The organism is Rhizobacter sp. SG703 (assembly GCF_012275445.1).
In the GTDB taxonomy this organism is placed as follows: Bacteria; Pseudomonadota; Gammaproteobacteria; order Burkholderiales; family Burkholderiaceae_C; genus Rhizobacter.
In genome coordinates, this window is record NZ_JAAZQK010000006.1 from 247,797 (window position 1) to 262,726 (window position 14,930).

The 14,930-nt window shown below is 71.3% G+C and carries 16 protein-coding genes; 2 read left to right on the forward strand and 14 right to left on the reverse strand.

Going from position 1 to position 14,930, the window contains the following annotated elements; translation table 11 throughout:
- The first annotated feature begins 47 nt into the window (after nt 1–47).
- Nucleotides 48–1,091 carry an AraC family transcriptional regulator gene (locus tag FHT26_RS14425; protein ID WP_168560811.1) on the forward strand — a complete coding sequence of 348 codons (1,044 nt, stop codon included), beginning with the start codon at nt 48–50 and terminating at the stop codon, nt 1,089–1,091.
- Between the two features lie 30 nt (nt 1,092–1,121).
- Here FHT26_RS14425 and FHT26_RS14430 read toward each other — a convergent pair whose 3' ends face one another.
- From FHT26_RS14430 to FHT26_RS14445, 4 genes are all read right to left on the reverse strand, one after another.
- Nucleotides 1,122–3,269 (reverse strand): alpha/beta hydrolase domain-containing protein, encoded by a 2,148-nt coding sequence (locus FHT26_RS14430; RefSeq protein ID WP_168560812.1) that lies wholly within the window; start codon nt 3,267–3,269, stop codon nt 1,122–1,124.
- 92 nt (nt 3,270–3,361) lie between these two features.
- Nucleotides 3,362–4,339 (reverse strand): Bug family tripartite tricarboxylate transporter substrate binding protein, encoded by a 978-nt coding sequence (locus FHT26_RS14435; protein WP_168560813.1) that lies wholly within the window; start codon nt 4,337–4,339, stop codon nt 3,362–3,364.
- Nucleotides 4,336–4,767 carry an AtuA-related protein gene (locus FHT26_RS14440; protein ID WP_168560814.1) on the reverse strand — a complete coding sequence of 144 codons (432 nt, stop codon included), beginning with the start codon at nt 4,765–4,767 and terminating at the stop codon, nt 4,336–4,338. The genes FHT26_RS14435 and FHT26_RS14440 overlap by 4 nt, the downstream gene beginning before the upstream one ends.
- Nucleotides 4,764–6,131 (reverse strand): acyclic terpene utilization AtuA family protein, encoded by a 1,368-nt coding sequence (locus FHT26_RS14445; protein WP_168560815.1) that lies wholly within the window; start codon nt 6,129–6,131, stop codon nt 4,764–4,766. Before FHT26_RS14445 ends, FHT26_RS14440 begins: the two co-directional genes overlap by 4 nt.
- A gap of 116 nt (nt 6,132–6,247) precedes the next feature.
- Here FHT26_RS14445 and FHT26_RS14450 point away from each other — a divergent pair, with 116 nt between their 5' ends.
- Complete coding sequence (locus tag FHT26_RS14450) at nt 6,248–7,189, forward strand: LysR family transcriptional regulator (RefSeq protein ID WP_168561028.1); 942 nt, start codon at nt 6,248–6,250, stop codon at nt 7,187–7,189.
- Here FHT26_RS14450 and FHT26_RS14455 read toward each other — a convergent pair.
- From FHT26_RS14455 to FHT26_RS14500, 10 genes are all read right to left on the reverse strand, one after another.
- On the reverse strand, nt 7,158–7,673 hold the full coding sequence (locus FHT26_RS14455) for a hemerythrin domain-containing protein (protein ID WP_168560816.1): 516 nt from the start codon (nt 7,671–7,673) through the stop codon (nt 7,158–7,160). The genes FHT26_RS14450 and FHT26_RS14455 overlap by 32 nt on opposite strands.
- Nucleotides 7,674–7,802: 129 nt before the next feature.
- Nucleotides 7,803–8,405 (reverse strand): 2-hydroxychromene-2-carboxylate isomerase, encoded by a 603-nt coding sequence (locus FHT26_RS14460; protein WP_168560817.1) that lies wholly within the window; start codon nt 8,403–8,405, stop codon nt 7,803–7,805.
- 94 nt (nt 8,406–8,499) lie between these two features.
- Complete coding sequence (locus tag FHT26_RS14465; protein ID WP_168560818.1) at nt 8,500–9,063, reverse strand: peptide chain release factor-like protein; 564 nt, start codon at nt 9,061–9,063, stop codon at nt 8,500–8,502.
- Nucleotides 9,063–10,193: an acyl-CoA dehydrogenase family protein gene (locus FHT26_RS14470; protein WP_168560819.1), complete on the reverse strand. Its 1,131-nt coding sequence runs from the start codon at nt 10,191–10,193 to the stop codon at nt 9,063–9,065. The genes FHT26_RS14465 and FHT26_RS14470 overlap by 1 nt, the downstream gene beginning before the upstream one ends.
- Nucleotides 10,194–10,234: 41 nt before the next feature.
- Nucleotides 10,235–10,900 (reverse strand): SDR family oxidoreductase, encoded by a 666-nt coding sequence (locus FHT26_RS14475; protein WP_168560820.1) that lies wholly within the window; start codon nt 10,898–10,900, stop codon nt 10,235–10,237.
- Nucleotides 10,897–11,643, reverse strand: a complete 747-nt coding sequence (locus FHT26_RS14480) for a DUF72 domain-containing protein (protein WP_349238149.1) — start codon at nt 11,641–11,643, stop codon at nt 10,897–10,899. The genes FHT26_RS14475 and FHT26_RS14480 overlap by 4 nt, the downstream gene beginning before the upstream one ends.
- A 26-nt stretch (nt 11,644–11,669) precedes the next feature.
- The gene (locus FHT26_RS14485; RefSeq protein ID WP_168560822.1) at nt 11,670–12,848 is read right to left on the reverse strand and encodes an acetyl-CoA C-acyltransferase; all 1,179 of its coding nucleotides are present in this window, start codon (nt 12,846–12,848) and stop codon (nt 11,670–11,672) included.
- Complete coding sequence (bioF, locus tag FHT26_RS14490) at nt 12,841–14,049, reverse strand: 8-amino-7-oxononanoate synthase (RefSeq protein WP_168560823.1); 1,209 nt, start codon at nt 14,047–14,049, stop codon at nt 12,841–12,843. Before bioF ends, FHT26_RS14485 begins: the two co-directional genes overlap by 8 nt.
- Nucleotides 14,046–14,711, reverse strand: coding sequence for a dethiobiotin synthase (gene bioD / locus FHT26_RS14495; RefSeq protein WP_168561029.1), 666 nt, complete (start codon nt 14,709–14,711; stop codon nt 14,046–14,048). Before bioD ends, bioF begins: the two co-directional genes overlap by 4 nt.
- A 7-nt stretch (nt 14,712–14,718) precedes the next feature.
- Nucleotides 14,719–14,930, reverse strand: a 212-nt coding sequence (locus tag FHT26_RS14500) for a hypothetical protein (protein WP_168560824.1), incomplete at its 5' end; no start/stop codon positions are given.

A 14,930-nucleotide genomic window follows, 5' to 3' on the forward strand; every position in this document is an offset into this window, starting at 1 on the left:
CCGCATCGGCGGCCACGGAGGTTGCAAATCGTGCCAGACTTGCCGGCATGCCTCGCACCCCATCCTCGCCGCCGGCCCCGCTGCGCGGCAACCGCACCGCCGCCACGCCGATGGCCTTCGTCCGCGCTGTGGCGCTGGCCTACGAGCGCTACGGCGCCGATCCGCGCGGGGCCTTGCAGCAGGCACAAATCACGCCAGCCGAATTGCGGCGCAGCGAGGCCCGTGTCACCGCCGCGCAGATGGAAGCCCTGTGCGCCTTCGCGATGCAGGAGCTGGATGACGAGGCGCTCGGCTGGTTCTCGCGCAGGCTGCCCTGGGGCAGCTACGGCATGCTGTGCCGGGCCTCGATCACGTCGCCGACGCTCGGCGTCGCGCTGAAGCGCTGGTGCCGGCACCACCGGCTGCTGACCGACGACCTGCTGCTGCAGCTGACGGTCGACGGCCCGCTGGCCACCATCACGCTCGAAGAGAACCGCCGCTTCGGCGCGCTGCGCGAGTTCTGCCTCGTCACCAGCCTGCGCTACCTGCACGGCTTTGCGTGCTGGGCGGTCGATTCGCGGATCGCGCTGCGCGACGCGCGCTTCCCGTTCGCCGCGCCGCCGCACCGCGACGTGTACCCGGTGCTGTTCCCCGGCGCGGTGCAGTTCGACGCGGCGCAGGCCGGCTTCAGTTTCGATGCGCAGGACCTGGCGATGCCGCTGCGGCGCGACGAGCGCGCGCTGCAGTCGATGCTGCAGCGCGCGCTGCCGCTGACGGTGCTGCCCTACCGGCGCGACCGGCTGCTGGCGCGGCGGGTGCGCGAGCTGCTGCGGCAGGACGCCGCGCGGCTGGGCACCGCCGACGCGCTGGCGCAGGCGTTGAACCTGTCTGTGCGCAGCCTGCACCGCCAGCTCAAGGACGAAGGCGTCGGCCTGCAGGCGCTGAAGGACGAGGTGCGGCGAGACCAGGCCTGCGAGCTGCTGCTGCGCACCGACCGCCCGGTCAAGCAGGTGGCGCAGGCGGTCGGCTTCGACAACGACAAGAGCTTCGCGCGGGCGTTCAGGCAGTGGACCGGGAAATCGCCGAACGCGTTCCGACGGGGCGACGCGTAGCGCCAGAGCGCTGTCGCGCCGCCCCTCGGTTCAAGGCAGCACCGCCGTCGCGGTGGCCTGCTGGATGCGCAGGTCCGCATCGCGCTGCAACAGGAAGCGCTGCGCCACCAGCCGGTTCGCCGCGGCCGTCACCGCGGCCACGTAGCCGGCCTGGTTGCCGTACAGCGACTCGAGCGACGGCCGCGCATCGCCGGCTGCGAGCCGGGCCGCCTCGGTCGCGTGGAACGGCAGGTAGCTGCCGGTCAGGCTCGTCAGGTCGACGACGCCCGGCGTGGCCACGTAGTTGAACTCGATGCTGGTGCCCAGTGGCGCCTGCACCTCGACGCCGCGGATGCCGGCGGTCGGCATGCCGGTGGCCGCATCGACCTTCGGCACCAGGATCGCGTAGTCGGTGCCGGCCAGCGGCGGCAGTTGCGTCGCGATGCCGCTCTCGTCCTGCGGCACGTACTGCGGCCCGAAGTCGAGCACGCGGTAGCCGTTGAACCAGCCGCGGTAGCTGAAGTCGGGCACCGCGGTGGTCACGCCGCCCACCGGCCAGCTCACGCCCTTGATCGCCGGGAACACCAGCTGGTCGGGCCGCACCAGCGTGCCGGCGGCGATCGACGGCACCTGGCTCGGCGGCGGCGCGGTGTCGCGCACCACCCAGTCTTCCAGCGCGATGAACAACGCACGGAAGGTGTCGGTGTGGTGCGCCACCGTGCCGCGCGGGTAGACGCTGTTGGTCGGCGCGTACAGGATGCTCGACGTGCCGCCGGCGCCGCCGTGCTGCGTCGCGGCGTAGTAGTAGATGCGCGCGTTGTCCGGCTGCGCCAGGTCGGCAAAACCCCAGGCGTCGGTCAGCACCGGCGAGCCCTGCAGCTGCCAGAACTCGGTGCCCGACAGGCCGAGGAAGAACTTCGGGCAGGTGTTGCTCGCGGCGCAGCGCGTCATCACGCCGCCGCGGCGGCCGGTGAGCGGGTCGACGTAGTCCTTGTCCAGCGCACGCGGCGCGGTCTGCCCGAACGCGGTGTGGTCGGTGCGGATCGCGCCGCCGCCGCCCGGCACCGCGAAGCGCGTGTTGATGTTGGTCTGGCGCGCGGCCACGTGCGCATAGAGGCCGTCGAACACCTTGCTGCCGTCCAGCGCCTGGTTGAAGCCCAGGTGCAGAAAGGTCTTCATCGCGTTGCCCGACTGCGAGGTGCCCTGGCCGATGGCGTGCGTGATGCGGCCGGCCAGCGGGTTGGCGGTGCCGTCGGCATCGGCCGCCTGGTGGCGGAAGAAGCCCACCGTGTCGCGCAGCGCGGCCAGGCCCAGGCCCATCACCTTCGGGTCCTTCGCGACGTAGACCAGTTCATAGAGGTAGGCCGGGTCGAAGCCGCCCTTCAGGCAGATCTGGCTGCCGTCGGGCGTGCCGGGGAACGGATGGGCCGCCGCGTCGCAGGCCGCGAACTTCCAGTCGGACGGCGCGATCGCGACGCGCGCATCGGTGTCGTTCAAGCGCCGCGTCAGCGAATAGCCGGGCAGCGTGTTGTCGAGGCTGGCCGGCGCGTACGGCATCATCGTGCCGTTGAAGACGCCGCCGGGCAGCGTCATCGCCGGCGTTGCGGTCGCGGGGATCAACTCGCTGCGATAGCTGCCGGTGATGGACGAGCCGTCCCGGTTGACGGCCACCGGCACCGTGAGCGTCAGCCGCGCCGGACTGCTCTTCGGCACGTCCCCCTGCCAGGCCGAGTACAGCAGCACGTAGCCGCGCTCGAAAAACACCGCGTCGCTCGGCGTCGCCGCCGGGTTCGGCATCGTCAGGATGTTGCCGCGGTTCGGCGCGTCGTAGCGCAGCACGCCGCTGGCCTTGCCCATGTCCTTCGGCTTCAGCAGCACGAACTCGGCGCTGTACTCGACCATGCCGCGCGCATTGACCGGCGCGAGCGCCAGGTCCTGGATGACGGCGTTGTGCGCGTCCTTCGGATCGACCTCGCCGCGCAGCGTGCCGCTGAGCTTCTCGTAGGCGCCGACGCTGCCCCAGCTGCCGGCGACGTCCTCGGTGGAGGTGATGCTGAGGTGGACCTGCGGCGTGGCGGCCGCGGGCGTGGGAGCGGGCGCTGCTGAAGTGCCATCGTCGCCGCCGCAGCCGGCCAGCGAGGTCGCCAATGAGGCCGCCAGCGCGAGCGCCGCCAGCCGCCTGGAATCGAAGCGTGTCATGTTGTCTCCTGTCGGTTGAAAAGGCTCCGCCCCCGGGGCGCTCTGGCGGCGCCCGTTGCAGGGAGGCGAAGGGGTGCGCCGAAGCGCTGGGATCATTCCGGCTCGATGCCGGCGGCCTTGATGACCTTGCCCCACTTCTGGGTCTCGGTCGCCTGGAACGCCGCCAGCCCCTCCGGCGTGGTCGTGAACGGCACCGAGCCGCTGGCGTCGAAGAAGCTCTTCGCGGCGGCGCTGCCGGTGCCCGCCACCAGCAGCTCGCGCAGCCGCTGCACCACCGCGGCCGGCGTGCCGGCCGGCACATAGGCCGCGAACCAGTAGCCCATGTCGTAGCCCTTCACGCCGGCCTCGTCGATCGTCGGCACCTCGGGCAGCAGCGGCGAACGCTGCGCGGTCGAGATGCCGAGCGCGCGCAGCTTGCCGGCCTTGACCTGCGGCACGCCGGTGGAGGTGTCGGTGATCATCAGGTCGATCTGGCCGCCCAGCAGGTCGGTGATCGCCAGCGGGTTGCTCTTGTACGGCACGTGCAGCAGGTCGACGTGCGCCATCTGCTTGAACAATTCGCCGGCCACCCGGCTGGATGAACTGCCGCTGCCGAAGCTCAGCTTGCCCGGCTGCTGCTTCGCCGCGGCGAGCACGTCGGCCACCGTCTTGTACGGCGAGTTCGCGTTCACCACCATCACCTGCCCGCCCTTGCCGAGCCCGGTGACCGGCGCGAAGTCCTTCACCGGGTCATAGGGCAGCTTCTTGTAGAGGTGCTCGTTGGCCGCATGCGTGGTGTTGGTGGTGATCAGGACGGTGTAGCCGTCGGGTGCGGCGCGGGCCACGCTCTGGGCCGCCAGCATGCCGCTCGCGCCGGCCTTGTTGTCGACCACGACCGCCTGCTTCGTGTCGACGGTGATCGACTGGCCGAGCGCGCGCGCGAGCTGGTCGGTCGCGCTGCCGGCCGCGAACGGCACGATGAAGGTGATCGGCTTGGCCGGCCAGGGGGCCTGCGCCTGCGCAGCGAGCGGCAGGCCGGCGAACGCCGAGAGCGCCAGCGTGGCCGCAAGCAGGGAACGGTACGTCGTCATCGTTTGTCTCCGGTTTGATTCTTGGATTCGTCGGTGTCGTCGGTGTCGTCGAGTTCGAGCGGCGGGCCGGCCAGCAGCGGCACCAGCGCGCGCGGCACCCGCAACGGCAGTTCCAGCAGCAGGAAGGACAGCGCCTTGCCGTGGCCGTCGAGGTTCAGCGACCCGTTGACGCCGCCGTCGAGCACCTCGTCGAGCACGAAGTTCATCGCATGCAGCTTCGGCAGCAGGTGGCGCACGATGCGGCCGGGCCGGCGGTACGCGAACCGGCCGCGCACCGCGTCTTCGTCGACCTGCTCGACCAGCAGCGCCCACAGCTGCGGGTGCCAGGCGATCAGGCTGATGTTGGCGCGGTCGCCCTTGTCGCCGGTGCGCGCATGGGCAGCACGGTACAGCGGCACCTCGATGTCGAGATCGCGGTCGTGGCTCATGCGGCACCCGCGCCGGTCGGCAGGAAGCTGTAGCCCGCATCGACGCGCTCGCGCGGCACGCTGCAGCTCGCGATGCCGAGGCGGCGCCGCAGTGCGGTGCGCACGCCGCCGCCGCCGGCCGGGCCGCAGGTGTAGAGGGCGGTGACCTCGCGCGCGAGGCGCTCGGCCTGCCGGCGCTCGGCATGCTGCAACGCCACGCGCAGCCGCACGTCGCGGCCGTCGTGTTCGCCGATCGCGTTCGACCAGGTGCCGGCGTCATCGCCGAACACGCTGCTGACGCCGATCAGGTCGGCGCGCAAGGTGCCCAGGCCGTGCAGCCGCTCGCGCAGCACCTCGGCCGCGAGCCGCGCACGCGCCTCGGCCCGCGGGCCGGCGTACGAGATCTCGCCTTCGGCCAGCCAGCCGGTCTCATGGCACACGTTGACCTTCAGTTGTGCCGGCCGCGCATGGCCGCGCACGCCGCTGAGCCGCACGCGGTCGGGGCCGAGCTGCTGCACCTGCGCGTCGCCGATGTCGGCCACCACGTCGGGCGTCAGGTAGGCGAAGGGGTCGTGCACCTCGTAGAGCAACTGCTCCTTCACGGTGTGCTCGTCGATGCGGCCGCCGGTGCCGGCCGGCTTGGTGATGACGCAGCCGCCGTCGGCATCGATCTCGGCGATCGGGTAGCCCAGCGTCGCGAGGCCCGGCACGTCCTTGTAGCCCGGGTCGGCGTAGTAGCCGCCGCTGACCTGCGCGCCGCATTCGAGCAGGTGCCCGGCCATCGTGGCACCGGCGATGCGGTCCCAGTCGTCGCGCGCCCAGCCGAAGTGCGCGAGCGCCGGGCCGACCGCCAGCGATGGATCGGCGACCCGGCCGGCGACGACGATCTCGGCACCGGCCAGCAGCGCATCGGCGATCGCCTCGGCGCCGAGGTAGGCATTGGCCGCGACCACGCTCAGCCCGTCGGCCTGGCGGCCGAGCGCGTCGAGCAGCAGGCCGCGGTGCGCGTCACCGGCGAGGTCGTCGCCCGACACCACCGCGATGCGCGGCACCGGCAGGCCCAGCTCGCGCGCCAGCGCCGCGATGCGCCGTGCCGCGCCCGGCGGATTGGCCGCGCCGAAGTTGCTGACGATGCGCACGCCGCCGGCCAGGCAGCGCGCGAGCACCGGCCGCAGCAGCTCGTCGAGCAGCGGTTCGTAGCCAGCCTCGGGATCGTCGTGGCGTGCCAGCTGGGCCAATGCCAGCGTGCGCTCGGCCAGCGTCTCGAAGATCAGCACGGCCGGGCCGCCGGCGGTGATCAGCGCGTCGACCACCGGGCCGGCCGCATCGGTGCGGTCGCCCGAGAAACCGGCGGCGCAGCCGATGCGCAAGGGGGTGCGATTCATGGGTCTCCTGCCGGCGCGGTCATGGCCGCGCGTCTGGTGTCAAGTCTGTGGCGACTGTAGGCAGCGCCGATTAATATGTGAATTCTCTTTTTTCGATGAGTTGATCTGCGATGCAAATGAATGTGTCGACCCGCCAGCTGCGCGCTTTCGTGCTGCTGGCCGCGCAGCGCAACTTCACCCGCGCCGCGGCGGCGATGCATTTGTCGCAGCCGGCCTTCAGCGCGCTGATCCGCCAGCTCGAAGACGCGCTCGGGCTGCGGCTGTTCGACCGCAGCACGCGCTCGGTCGAGCTGACGGTGGAAGGCCGCGAGTTCGAGCTGTCGGCGCGCCGCGTGCTCGACGAGTTCGACGGCGCGCTGGCCGGCGTGCGCGACCAGGCCGCGCGGCGGCGCGGACGGGTCTCGATCGCGCTGCTGCCGTCGCTCGCGGCCGGCTGGCTGCCGCCGGTGCTGGCCGGCTTCCGCAGCGCCTACCCGGGCATCGAGCTGCAGGTGGCCGACGTGCTGTCGGAACCCTGCATCGAACTCGTGCGCAGCGGGCAGGCCGACTTCGCGCTCGCGGCGACGCGGGCCGAGACGCCCGAGCTGCGCGCCGAGCCATTCTGCAGCGACGATTTCCACCTGGTGTGCCCGACCCGCCATCCGCTGGCGAAGCTCGCCGAGGTGCGGCCGAAGGACGTCGCGGCCTGGCCGTTCATTCACTTGTCGCGCACCTCGAGCGTGCGGCAGTACCTGGATGCCGCGACCCATCCGCAGGTGATGAACGCGGTGCTCGAGGTCGACCAGCTGGCCACCGTGATGGGCATGGTGCGCGCGGGACTGGGCGTCAGCATCGTGCCGTGGCTGACGCTGTTCCACTTCAAGGCGCCGGGGGTGGTCACGCGGCCGCTGGCGTGGGCCGGGTTGCAGCGGCAGCTCTACCTGGTGCGGCGGCGCGACCGCGGGTTGTCGGTGGCGGCGCAGGGGCTGTACGAGTGGGTGATGGCGCGGCCGCCTCAGGGGACGAAGGCGGGCGGCAGCGGCAGCGTCAGCCGCAGGAAGCCGACCCGCACCCCGTGATCTCCGCCGCGGGCAACCCCTGCGGCAGCCGCACCTCCCCGCTCGCCGGGTCGTAGCCGACGCCCCGCAGGTGCAGCGCCAGCGCCGCATCCATCGTCTGCGCATGCGTCGGGAACCAGACCGCCAGTTCATCCGCCATCTGGCGGATCATCGCCACCTGCCCGCTCGCCGCGCCCTCGCGCATCACCGTCAGCACCACGCGGTGCTGGGTCGCGTGGCAGTTGCCGGAGGCGAAGCCGGTGTCGCGCATCCACCGATCTTCCTGGTCGAAATGCCCTTGCGTGTGCTCGACGAGTGCATTCCAGGCGGCCGGCACCGCTTCGTCATCGGCGGACGCCACCTGCGCCAGCAGGTCGACGAACTCCTGGTGCGTGTGGTCCATCGCCTGCAGCCCGAGCGCGAGGCCGTCGGACCAAGCCAGCCGCGGCCGTGGCGAAGGAAGGGTGGTGCACAGCGATTGCGGATCGACGGCGAGGGCAGGCATGACGGCAGGAAAGAGTCGAAAGCTCGATGCTGGGCCGCAACAGGCCGCCTGTCGTTGCGGCCGATCAATCCGGGCCGGCGGGGCGGGTTCGGCGCGCCTCGTCTTGTCCCGCACCGGTCCACGACGCGATCAGAACGGGCCGCTCTCCAGCCAGCGCTCAATCTGCGGGCGTCGATCGTTGCCCCAGAACGGCTCGCCGTCGATCACGAAGAACGGAGCGCCGAACACGCCGGCCGCGGTGGCGGCGTCGTTGGCCTGGCGCAGCCGATCCTTCCAGTGCGGGTCGATCCACACCCGTTCGGCGGCGCCCGCCTCCAGCCCCGCCTCGGTGGCCAGCGCCCCCAGTGCCGCGGCGTCGCCCAGGTCGGTGCCGCGCGTGAAGTACGCGCGCAGGCACAGGCGGGCCCAGGCCACGGCGCGCGCCGGGTCGTCGGCGTGCAGGAACCAGAACACGCGCGAGGCGTTCTGCGTCGCGACCGGAAATTTCGGCGGGATCGCGAGCGGCACGCCGGCGAAGCGCGCCGAACGCTCGAAGTCGTGCAGCGAGTACTCGCGCTTGATCGGGTGCGAGACGGGGCTCTTCAGTTCGGCCGCCTGGAACACCGCGCCGAGCATCACCGCCTTCCATTCGACGGTGCGGCCGTGGCGCGCGGCCAGCGCCTCGATCCATTCGGAGGCGATGTACGAATAGGGCGAAGAGAAGTCGAAGTAGAAGTCGATGGGTGTGTTCATGGCAGGTCCGAATCGGGTCGGTCGCGGGCGACGAGGTGCAGGTAGGTGCCGACGCCCGCGGCACCGAGGCGGATCCACCGCGCACCTTGCGACCTCATCCAGGCCTCCTGAACGATTGCAGTGCAGGCAGGTCGGATTCGGTCAGCTTCCGTGCAACGGCGCCCGCGGTGCTGAAAAGATGTTGCGAGGCGACGACCCTGGCGCGAAGCAGCGAGAGGGCTTCGGCATGGTTCCTTGCGCGCGATCGATGTTGCGTGCATTGCGCGACCATGCCACTCGCCGCATGCACCAGACGCGCACAAGCATCGGTGTGGGCAACGAAACCGCCGTCGGTCTTCGACGGATCTCGAAACCAGGTCGCTTCGATGTCCGCCGGGTCCAGCGGGAAGACGTCCTCGTCGATCGACTCCAGCAGTGACACCGTCACGGAAGGTGGGCGCGATGCGCCCGACTTCGCGAGTTCTTCTGCCAGGAATGCGTACGCACCCTCGCCGTTCACCTTGACGACGGAGTGGGCCGGATCGTTCGCATCGATGAAGTCGAACCGAAACCTCGAGCCCGGTTCGCCGATGCAACGGCGCAGGAACAGATTCATCCAGCCGGCGGCAGACGGATCGCCGACCTGGAACTCGATGTACGCATTCGCCATCTGGACCATCACCCCGCCAGCGCCCGCCCGATCAGGATCTTCTGCACGTCGCTCGTGCCTTCGTAGATCTGGCACACCCGCACGTCGCGGTAGATGCGCTCGACCGGGAAATCGCTGACGTAGCCGTACCCGCCATGGATCTGGATCGCCTCGCTGCAGACGCGCTCGGCCATCTCGCTCGCGAACAGCTTGCCCATCGCCGCCTCTTTCAGGCACGGCTGGCCGGCATCCTTCAGCCGCGCGGCATGGTGGATCAGCTGCCGCGCCGCCTCGATCTGCGTCGCCATCTCGGCCAGCCGGAACTGCAGCGCCTGGTGCTCGAAGATCGGCTTGCCGAACGCGACCCGCTCCTTCGCATAGCGCAGCGCCGCCTCGAACGCCGCGCGCGCCATGCCCACCGCCTGCGAGCCGATGCCGATGCGCCCGCCCTCCAGCCCCGACAGCGCGATCTTCAGCCCCTGCCCTTCATCGCCCAGCCGGTTCGCCGTCGGGATGCGGCAGTTCTCGAACAGGATCTGCGCGGTGTCGCTCGCATGCTGGCCCATCTTGTCTTCCAGCCGCGCCACCACGTAGCCCGGCGTCGAAGTCGGCACGATGAACGCGCTGATGCCCTTCTTGCCGGCCGCCTTGTCGGTCACCGCCATCACGATCGCCACGTCGCCATGCTTTCCGCTGGTGATGAACTGCTTGACGCCGTTCAGCACGTAGTGCTCGCCGTCGCGCACCGCAGTCGTCTTCAGCCCGTCGGCCTGCGAGCCGACGTGCGGCTCGGTCAGGCAGAACGCGCCGAGCATCTCGCCGCGCGCCAGCGGCTTCAGCCACAGCGCCTTCTGCGCGTCGTCGGCCCAGGCCATCAGGATCGAGCACACCGGGCAGTTGTTGACGCTGACGATGGTGGACGTCGCCCCATCGCCAGCCGCGATCTCCTCGAGGATCAGCGACAGGCTCAGGTAGTCGAGCCCCGCGCCGTCCCATTCGGTCGGCACCGCGACGCCGTAGCAGCCGAGCTCGGCCAGGCCGCGCAGCTCGTCCTGCGGGAAGTGGTGGTCCTTGTCCCAGCGGGCAGCCTGCGGGGCGATGCGGTCCTGCACGTAGGCGCGCACGGCGTCCTGCACGGCACGGTGGTCTTCGGTCAGCATGGGGCGGTCTCCGGATGTTCTTGTCGATCGGGTCGTGCGGCTCACCAGGCCAGCGGCTGGTGGTCGTGGTTCAGGAAGCTGCCGTTCTCCGACGGCTGCAGCGCGGCCAGCGTGCGCCGCATGTCGGCCACGCTCTGCTCGACGCCGATGTCGGCCGACGCGCCGCCCATGTCGGTGCGCACCCAGCCGGGATGGAACGCAACGCAGGTCGCGCGGCCCTGCAGCGAGAACGACACGTCCTTCAGCACCGAGTTCAGCGCCGCCTTCGACGCGCGGTACAGCCAGCTGCTGCCCGAGCTGCGCAGCCCGATCGAGCCCATCCGCGACGACAGCACCGCGAGCTTCGCGCCCGGCGCGAGCGATTCCATCACCTGCGGCAGGATGCGCATCGCGCCGAGCACGTTGGTGTGCATCACCGCGTCGAAGTCGGCCTCGCTCGGCGTCTGCGGCGCGGCCAGCCGCGGCCCGGTGACACCGGCGTTGACGATCACGACATCGAAGGCCTGCCCGTCGATGCGCCACGCGAGGCCCGACGCGCTCGCGGTGTCGGTCACGTCGAGCGCGAAGGCGTCGGCGCCGAGCTGCTGCAGCCGTGCGATGCCGGCCGCGTCGCGGGCGGTCGCGGTGACGCGCGCGCCGTCTGCGCGGTACTGGCGGACGAATTCGAAGCCGATGCCGCGCGACGCGCCGATGATCAGGATGTTCATGGGGAGGTGAGTGTCTGCAGCTGCAGGGCGTTCGGCAAGGCCGCGCCCGCTGCCGTGTTGTCGAAGATGCACCAGCGGTCCACGTGGGCCGGCAGGTGCGCGAGTTGCTGCGCGCGCTCGCGCAGCCAGTCGGTGTCGTACGTGGACCAGTACACCCGCGGCGAACCGTGCCAGCGGTGATAGGCCACCGCCGCGCGGCGCGCGCGCGGCGGTCCCGTCCAGCCGCCCGGTTCGCCGGCCTGCGGCCACTTTGCCGGGTCGGCCGCCACGCGCGAGACCTCGCAGCGCTGCAGCAGCTCGTCGGCCTGCGGCGTGAACCAGCTGCGGTGCCGCGGTTCGCAGACGATGGCGCCGTCGAAGGCCGCGCCGAGCTGCTCGAAGAACCGGCCGGCCACCGGCTCGTCGAGCGCGAGCGACGGCGGCAGCTGCACCAGAGCGACGGCCCACTTGGCGCCCAGCCCGCCGGCTTCGCCGACGAACGCCGCGAGCAACTCGTCGATGCCTGCCAGCCGGCCTTCGTGCGTGATGCGCTTCGGCATCTTCACGGCAAAGCGGAAGTCGTCGGGCGTGCTGTCGGCCCAGCGTGCGTAGGTCTGCATCCGGTGGGGACGGTAGAACGACGAGTTGATCTCGACGCAGTTCATGCGCCGCGCATAGCGCTCCAGGTGCGTGCCGTCGCCGGGCAGCGCATCGGCCTGCGCGGCGGGGATCGACCAGCCCGCGGTGCCGATGCGAACCGGCACCGGGATGGACGCCCGCCGCACGCCCATCAAACCAATTCCACCGCCATCGCCGTCGCTTCGCCGCCACCGATGCACAGCGCGGCGACGCCGCGCTTCAGCCCGCGCTTGCGCAGCGCGCCGAGCAGCGTGACGACGATGCGCGCGCCGCTCGCACCGATCGGGTGGCCGAGCGCGCAGGCGCCGCCGTGCACGTTGACGATCTCGTGCGGCAGCTTGAACTCGTGCATCGCCGCCATCGTCACCGCGGCGAAGGCCTCGTTGACCTCCCACAGGTCGACGTCCTTCGCGGCCCAGCCGGTCTTCTTCAGTACCTTGTCGATCGCGCCGATCGGCGCCGTCGTGAACCAGTTCGGCGCCTGCGCATGCACCGCATGCGCATGGATGCGCGCGAGCACGGGGCTGCCCAGCCGCTTCGCGGTGCTCTCGCGCATCAGCACCAGCGCCGCGGCGCCGTCGGAGATGCTCGACGCGTTCGCCGCGGTGATCGTGCCGTCTTTCTTGAAGGCCGGCTTCAGCGTCGGGATCTTGTCGAGCTTGGCCTTGAACGGCTGCTCGTCGAACTTCACCACCGTGTCGCCGGCCTTGCCGGCCACCGTGACCGGCGCGATCTCCCAGTCGAAGCTGCCGTCTTCGTTGGCCTGCTTGCTGCGCTGGGTGGACGCGATCGCGAACGCATCCTGCGCCTCGCGGCTGAACTGGTACTTGGCGACGCATTCCTCGGCGAACACGCCCATCGCGCGGCCGCGGTCGTAGGCGTCCTCCAGCCCGTCGATCGCCATGTGGTCGAACATCTGCGCCGCGCCGTAGCGCACGCCCTTGCGCGCGAACATCAGGTGCGGCGCGTTGGTCATGCTCTCCATGCCGCCGGCCACCATCACGTCGACGCTCCCGGCCTTCAGCATGTCGTGCGCGAACATCATCGCGCGCATGCCCGAGCCGCACATCTTCGACAGCGTCACCGCGCCGGCCGACTGCGGCAGCCCGGCGCCGAGCGCCGCCTGGCGGGCCGGCGCCTGCCCCTGGCCGGCCATCAGGCAGTTGCCCATCAGCACCTCGTCGACAGCGTCGCCGGTGATGCCGGCGCGCTGCACCGCGGCCTGGATCGCGATGGCGCCGAGCTGGTGGCCGGCCAGCGCGCTGAAATCGCCCAGCAGCCCGCCGATGGGCGTGCGGGCGGCGGACACGATGACGATCGGGTCAGACATGGGGGTCTCCTTCAGGGTGGGGTGAACAGGTTCTACGCCTCTCGGCGATCTCTCGCAATGCGTCCAGCAGCCGATCGACCTCGGCCTCGGTGTGCGCCGCCGACAAGGTGATGCGCAGCCGCGCGGTGCCGGCCGGCACGGTCGGCGGGCGGATCGCCGGCACCCACAGGCCGCGCTCGCGCAAGGCCGCGGCCATCTCCAGCGCCTCGGCATTGCCGCCGAGGATCAGCGGCTGCACCGGCGTCGGCGACGGCGGGTTGGCCCACGGCAGTCCGGCCAGGCCGGCACGCAGCCGCTGCACCAGCGCCATCACGTGCGCGCGGCGCTGCGGCTCGCGCTGCATCACGCGCAGGCTCTCGCGCAGCGCCTCGGCCTGCATCGCCGGCATCGCGGTGGCGAAGATGTAGCTGCGGATGCGCTGCAGCAGCCAGTCGATCAAGGTCGCGTCGCCGGCGACGAAGGCGCCCGCGACGCCGGCCGCCTTGCCGAGCGTCGCCATGTAGACGAGCCGCGTCGACTGCAGCCCGAAGTGCGCCGCGCTGCCGCGGCCGCCGGGCCCGAGCACGCCGAAGCCGTGCGCATCGTCGACCAGCAGCCAGGCGTCGTGGCGTTCGCACAGTGCCAGCAGGTCGGGCAGCGGCGCGAGGTCGCCGTCCATGCTGAACACCGCATCGGTGACGACCAGCTTGCGCTCGGCCGCCGATGCGGCCAGCCGTTCGCCCAGTGCTGCCAGGTCGCCATGCGGGTAGACCGCGATCTGCGCGCCCGACAGCCGCGCGCCGTCGATCAGGCAGGCGTGGTTCAGCGCATCGCAGAACAAGGCGTCGCCGCGCCCGACCAGCGCCGGCAGCAGGCCGACGTTGGCCGCGAAGCCGGCGTAGAAGCTCAGCGCGGCCGGCAGGCCGACGAAGGCCGCCAGCTCGCGCTCCAGCGCGTCGTGCGCCTCGGTGTGGCCGCAGACCAGCGGCGATGCGGTTGCGCCGACGCCGTACTGCTGCGCGGCGCGCTGCGCGGCCGCGACCAGGTCCGGGTGCTGCGCGAGGCCGAGGTAGTCGTTGCTGCAGAACGCGAGCAGCGATTCGCCGTCGACCACCATGCGCGGCCCGTCGACCTGCTGCACCACGCGACGGCGCCGGCGCAGCCGGTTGCCGTCGAGCGCGTCGAGCTGCGCGGCCATCTCGTCGAGGTCGAAGGCGTTCATCGGGCGGTCCAGTGGCGCAGCATGTCCTGCGCATTCGCATGCGGCTGGTGCGGCAGTTCGGCCCACAGCGGCGCGTCGATGCGCTCGCGCAGCGTCGCGATGTTCTCGTCGGCGGCAAGCATCGCCGGGTCGACGCGGTTCGCGACCCAGCCGGCCAGCCGCAGGCCGCGCGCGCGGATTGCCTCCTGCGTCAGCAGCGCGTGGTTCAGGCAGCCGAGCCGCAGGCCGACCACCAGCAGCACCGGCAGCTCGAGTGCCTGCGCGAGGTCGGCACCGGTCTGGGTGTCGTTCAGCGGCACCAAGAAGCCGCCGGCGCCTTCGACGACCACCGCATCGGCCAGTGCCGCGAGGTCGCGGTAGCGCCGGCCGAGTTCGCAGATGTCGATCTGCACGCCGGCCGCGCGCGCCGCGAGGTGCGGGGACATCGGCAGAGGCAGGCAGTACGGGTTGTCCAGCTCGCGCGGCACCGCGACGGTCGCGACGGCGCGCAGCGCGAGCACGTCTTCGTTGTCGTCGCCGTGCGGCGTCGCGACGGTGCCGGCCGCCACCGGCTTCATGCCGACGACGCGCTTGTGGCGGCGTTGCAGGTCCAGCATCAGCGTGCAACTGACGAGGGTCTTGCCGACGCCGGTGTCGGTGCCGGTGACGAAGTAGCCTTCGATGCTCATGTCAACCTCTCTCCCTTCCGTTCGCCCTGAGCCTGTCGAAGCCCTGTTGCCGTGCGAGCAGGCCCTTCGACGGGCTCAGGATGATCGGGCCCTTCGACAAGCTCAGGTCCTTCGACAGGCTCAGGATGATCGGGCCCTTCGACAAGCTCAGGTCCTTCGACAGGCTCAGGATGATCGGGCCCTTCGACAAGCTCAGGTCCTTCGACAGGCTCA

Bases quoted from the DNA above. Each gene is read 5' to 3' on its own strand.
- FHT26_RS14425 (WP_168560811.1), top strand. From the start codon at position 48: ATGCCTCGCACCCCATCCTCGCCGCCGGCCCCGCTGCGCGGCAACCGC.
- FHT26_RS14430 (WP_168560812.1), bottom strand. From the start codon at position 3,269: ATGACACGCTTCGATTCCAGGCGGCTGGCGGCGCTCGCGCTGGCGGCC.
- FHT26_RS14435 (WP_168560813.1), bottom strand. From the start codon at position 4,339: ATGACGACGTACCGTTCCCTGCTTGCGGCCACGCTGGCGCTCTCGGCG.
- FHT26_RS14440 (WP_168560814.1), bottom strand. From the start codon at position 4,767: ATGAGCCACGACCGCGATCTCGACATCGAGGTGCCGCTGTACCGTGCT.
- FHT26_RS14445 (WP_168560815.1), bottom strand. From the start codon at position 6,131: ATGAATCGCACCCCCTTGCGCATCGGCTGCGCCGCCGGTTTCTCGGGC.
- FHT26_RS14450 (WP_168561028.1), top strand. From the start codon at position 6,248: ATGAATGTGTCGACCCGCCAGCTGCGCGCTTTCGTGCTGCTGGCCGCG.
- FHT26_RS14455 (WP_168560816.1), bottom strand. From the start codon at position 7,673: ATGCCTGCCCTCGCCGTCGATCCGCAATCGCTGTGCACCACCCTTCCT.
- FHT26_RS14460 (WP_168560817.1), bottom strand. From the start codon at position 8,405: ATGAACACACCCATCGACTTCTACTTCGACTTCTCTTCGCCCTATTCG.
- FHT26_RS14465 (WP_168560818.1), bottom strand. From the start codon at position 9,063: ATGGTCCAGATGGCGAATGCGTACATCGAGTTCCAGGTCGGCGATCCG.
- FHT26_RS14470 (WP_168560819.1), bottom strand. From the start codon at position 10,193: ATGCTGACCGAAGACCACCGTGCCGTGCAGGACGCCGTGCGCGCCTAC.
- FHT26_RS14475 (WP_168560820.1), bottom strand. From the start codon at position 10,900: ATGAACATCCTGATCATCGGCGCGTCGCGCGGCATCGGCTTCGAATTC.
- FHT26_RS14485 (WP_168560822.1), bottom strand. From the start codon at position 12,848: ATGTCTGACCCGATCGTCATCGTGTCCGCCGCCCGCACGCCCATCGGC.
- bioF (WP_168560823.1), bottom strand. From the start codon at position 14,049: ATGAACGCCTTCGACCTCGACGAGATGGCCGCGCAGCTCGACGCGCTC.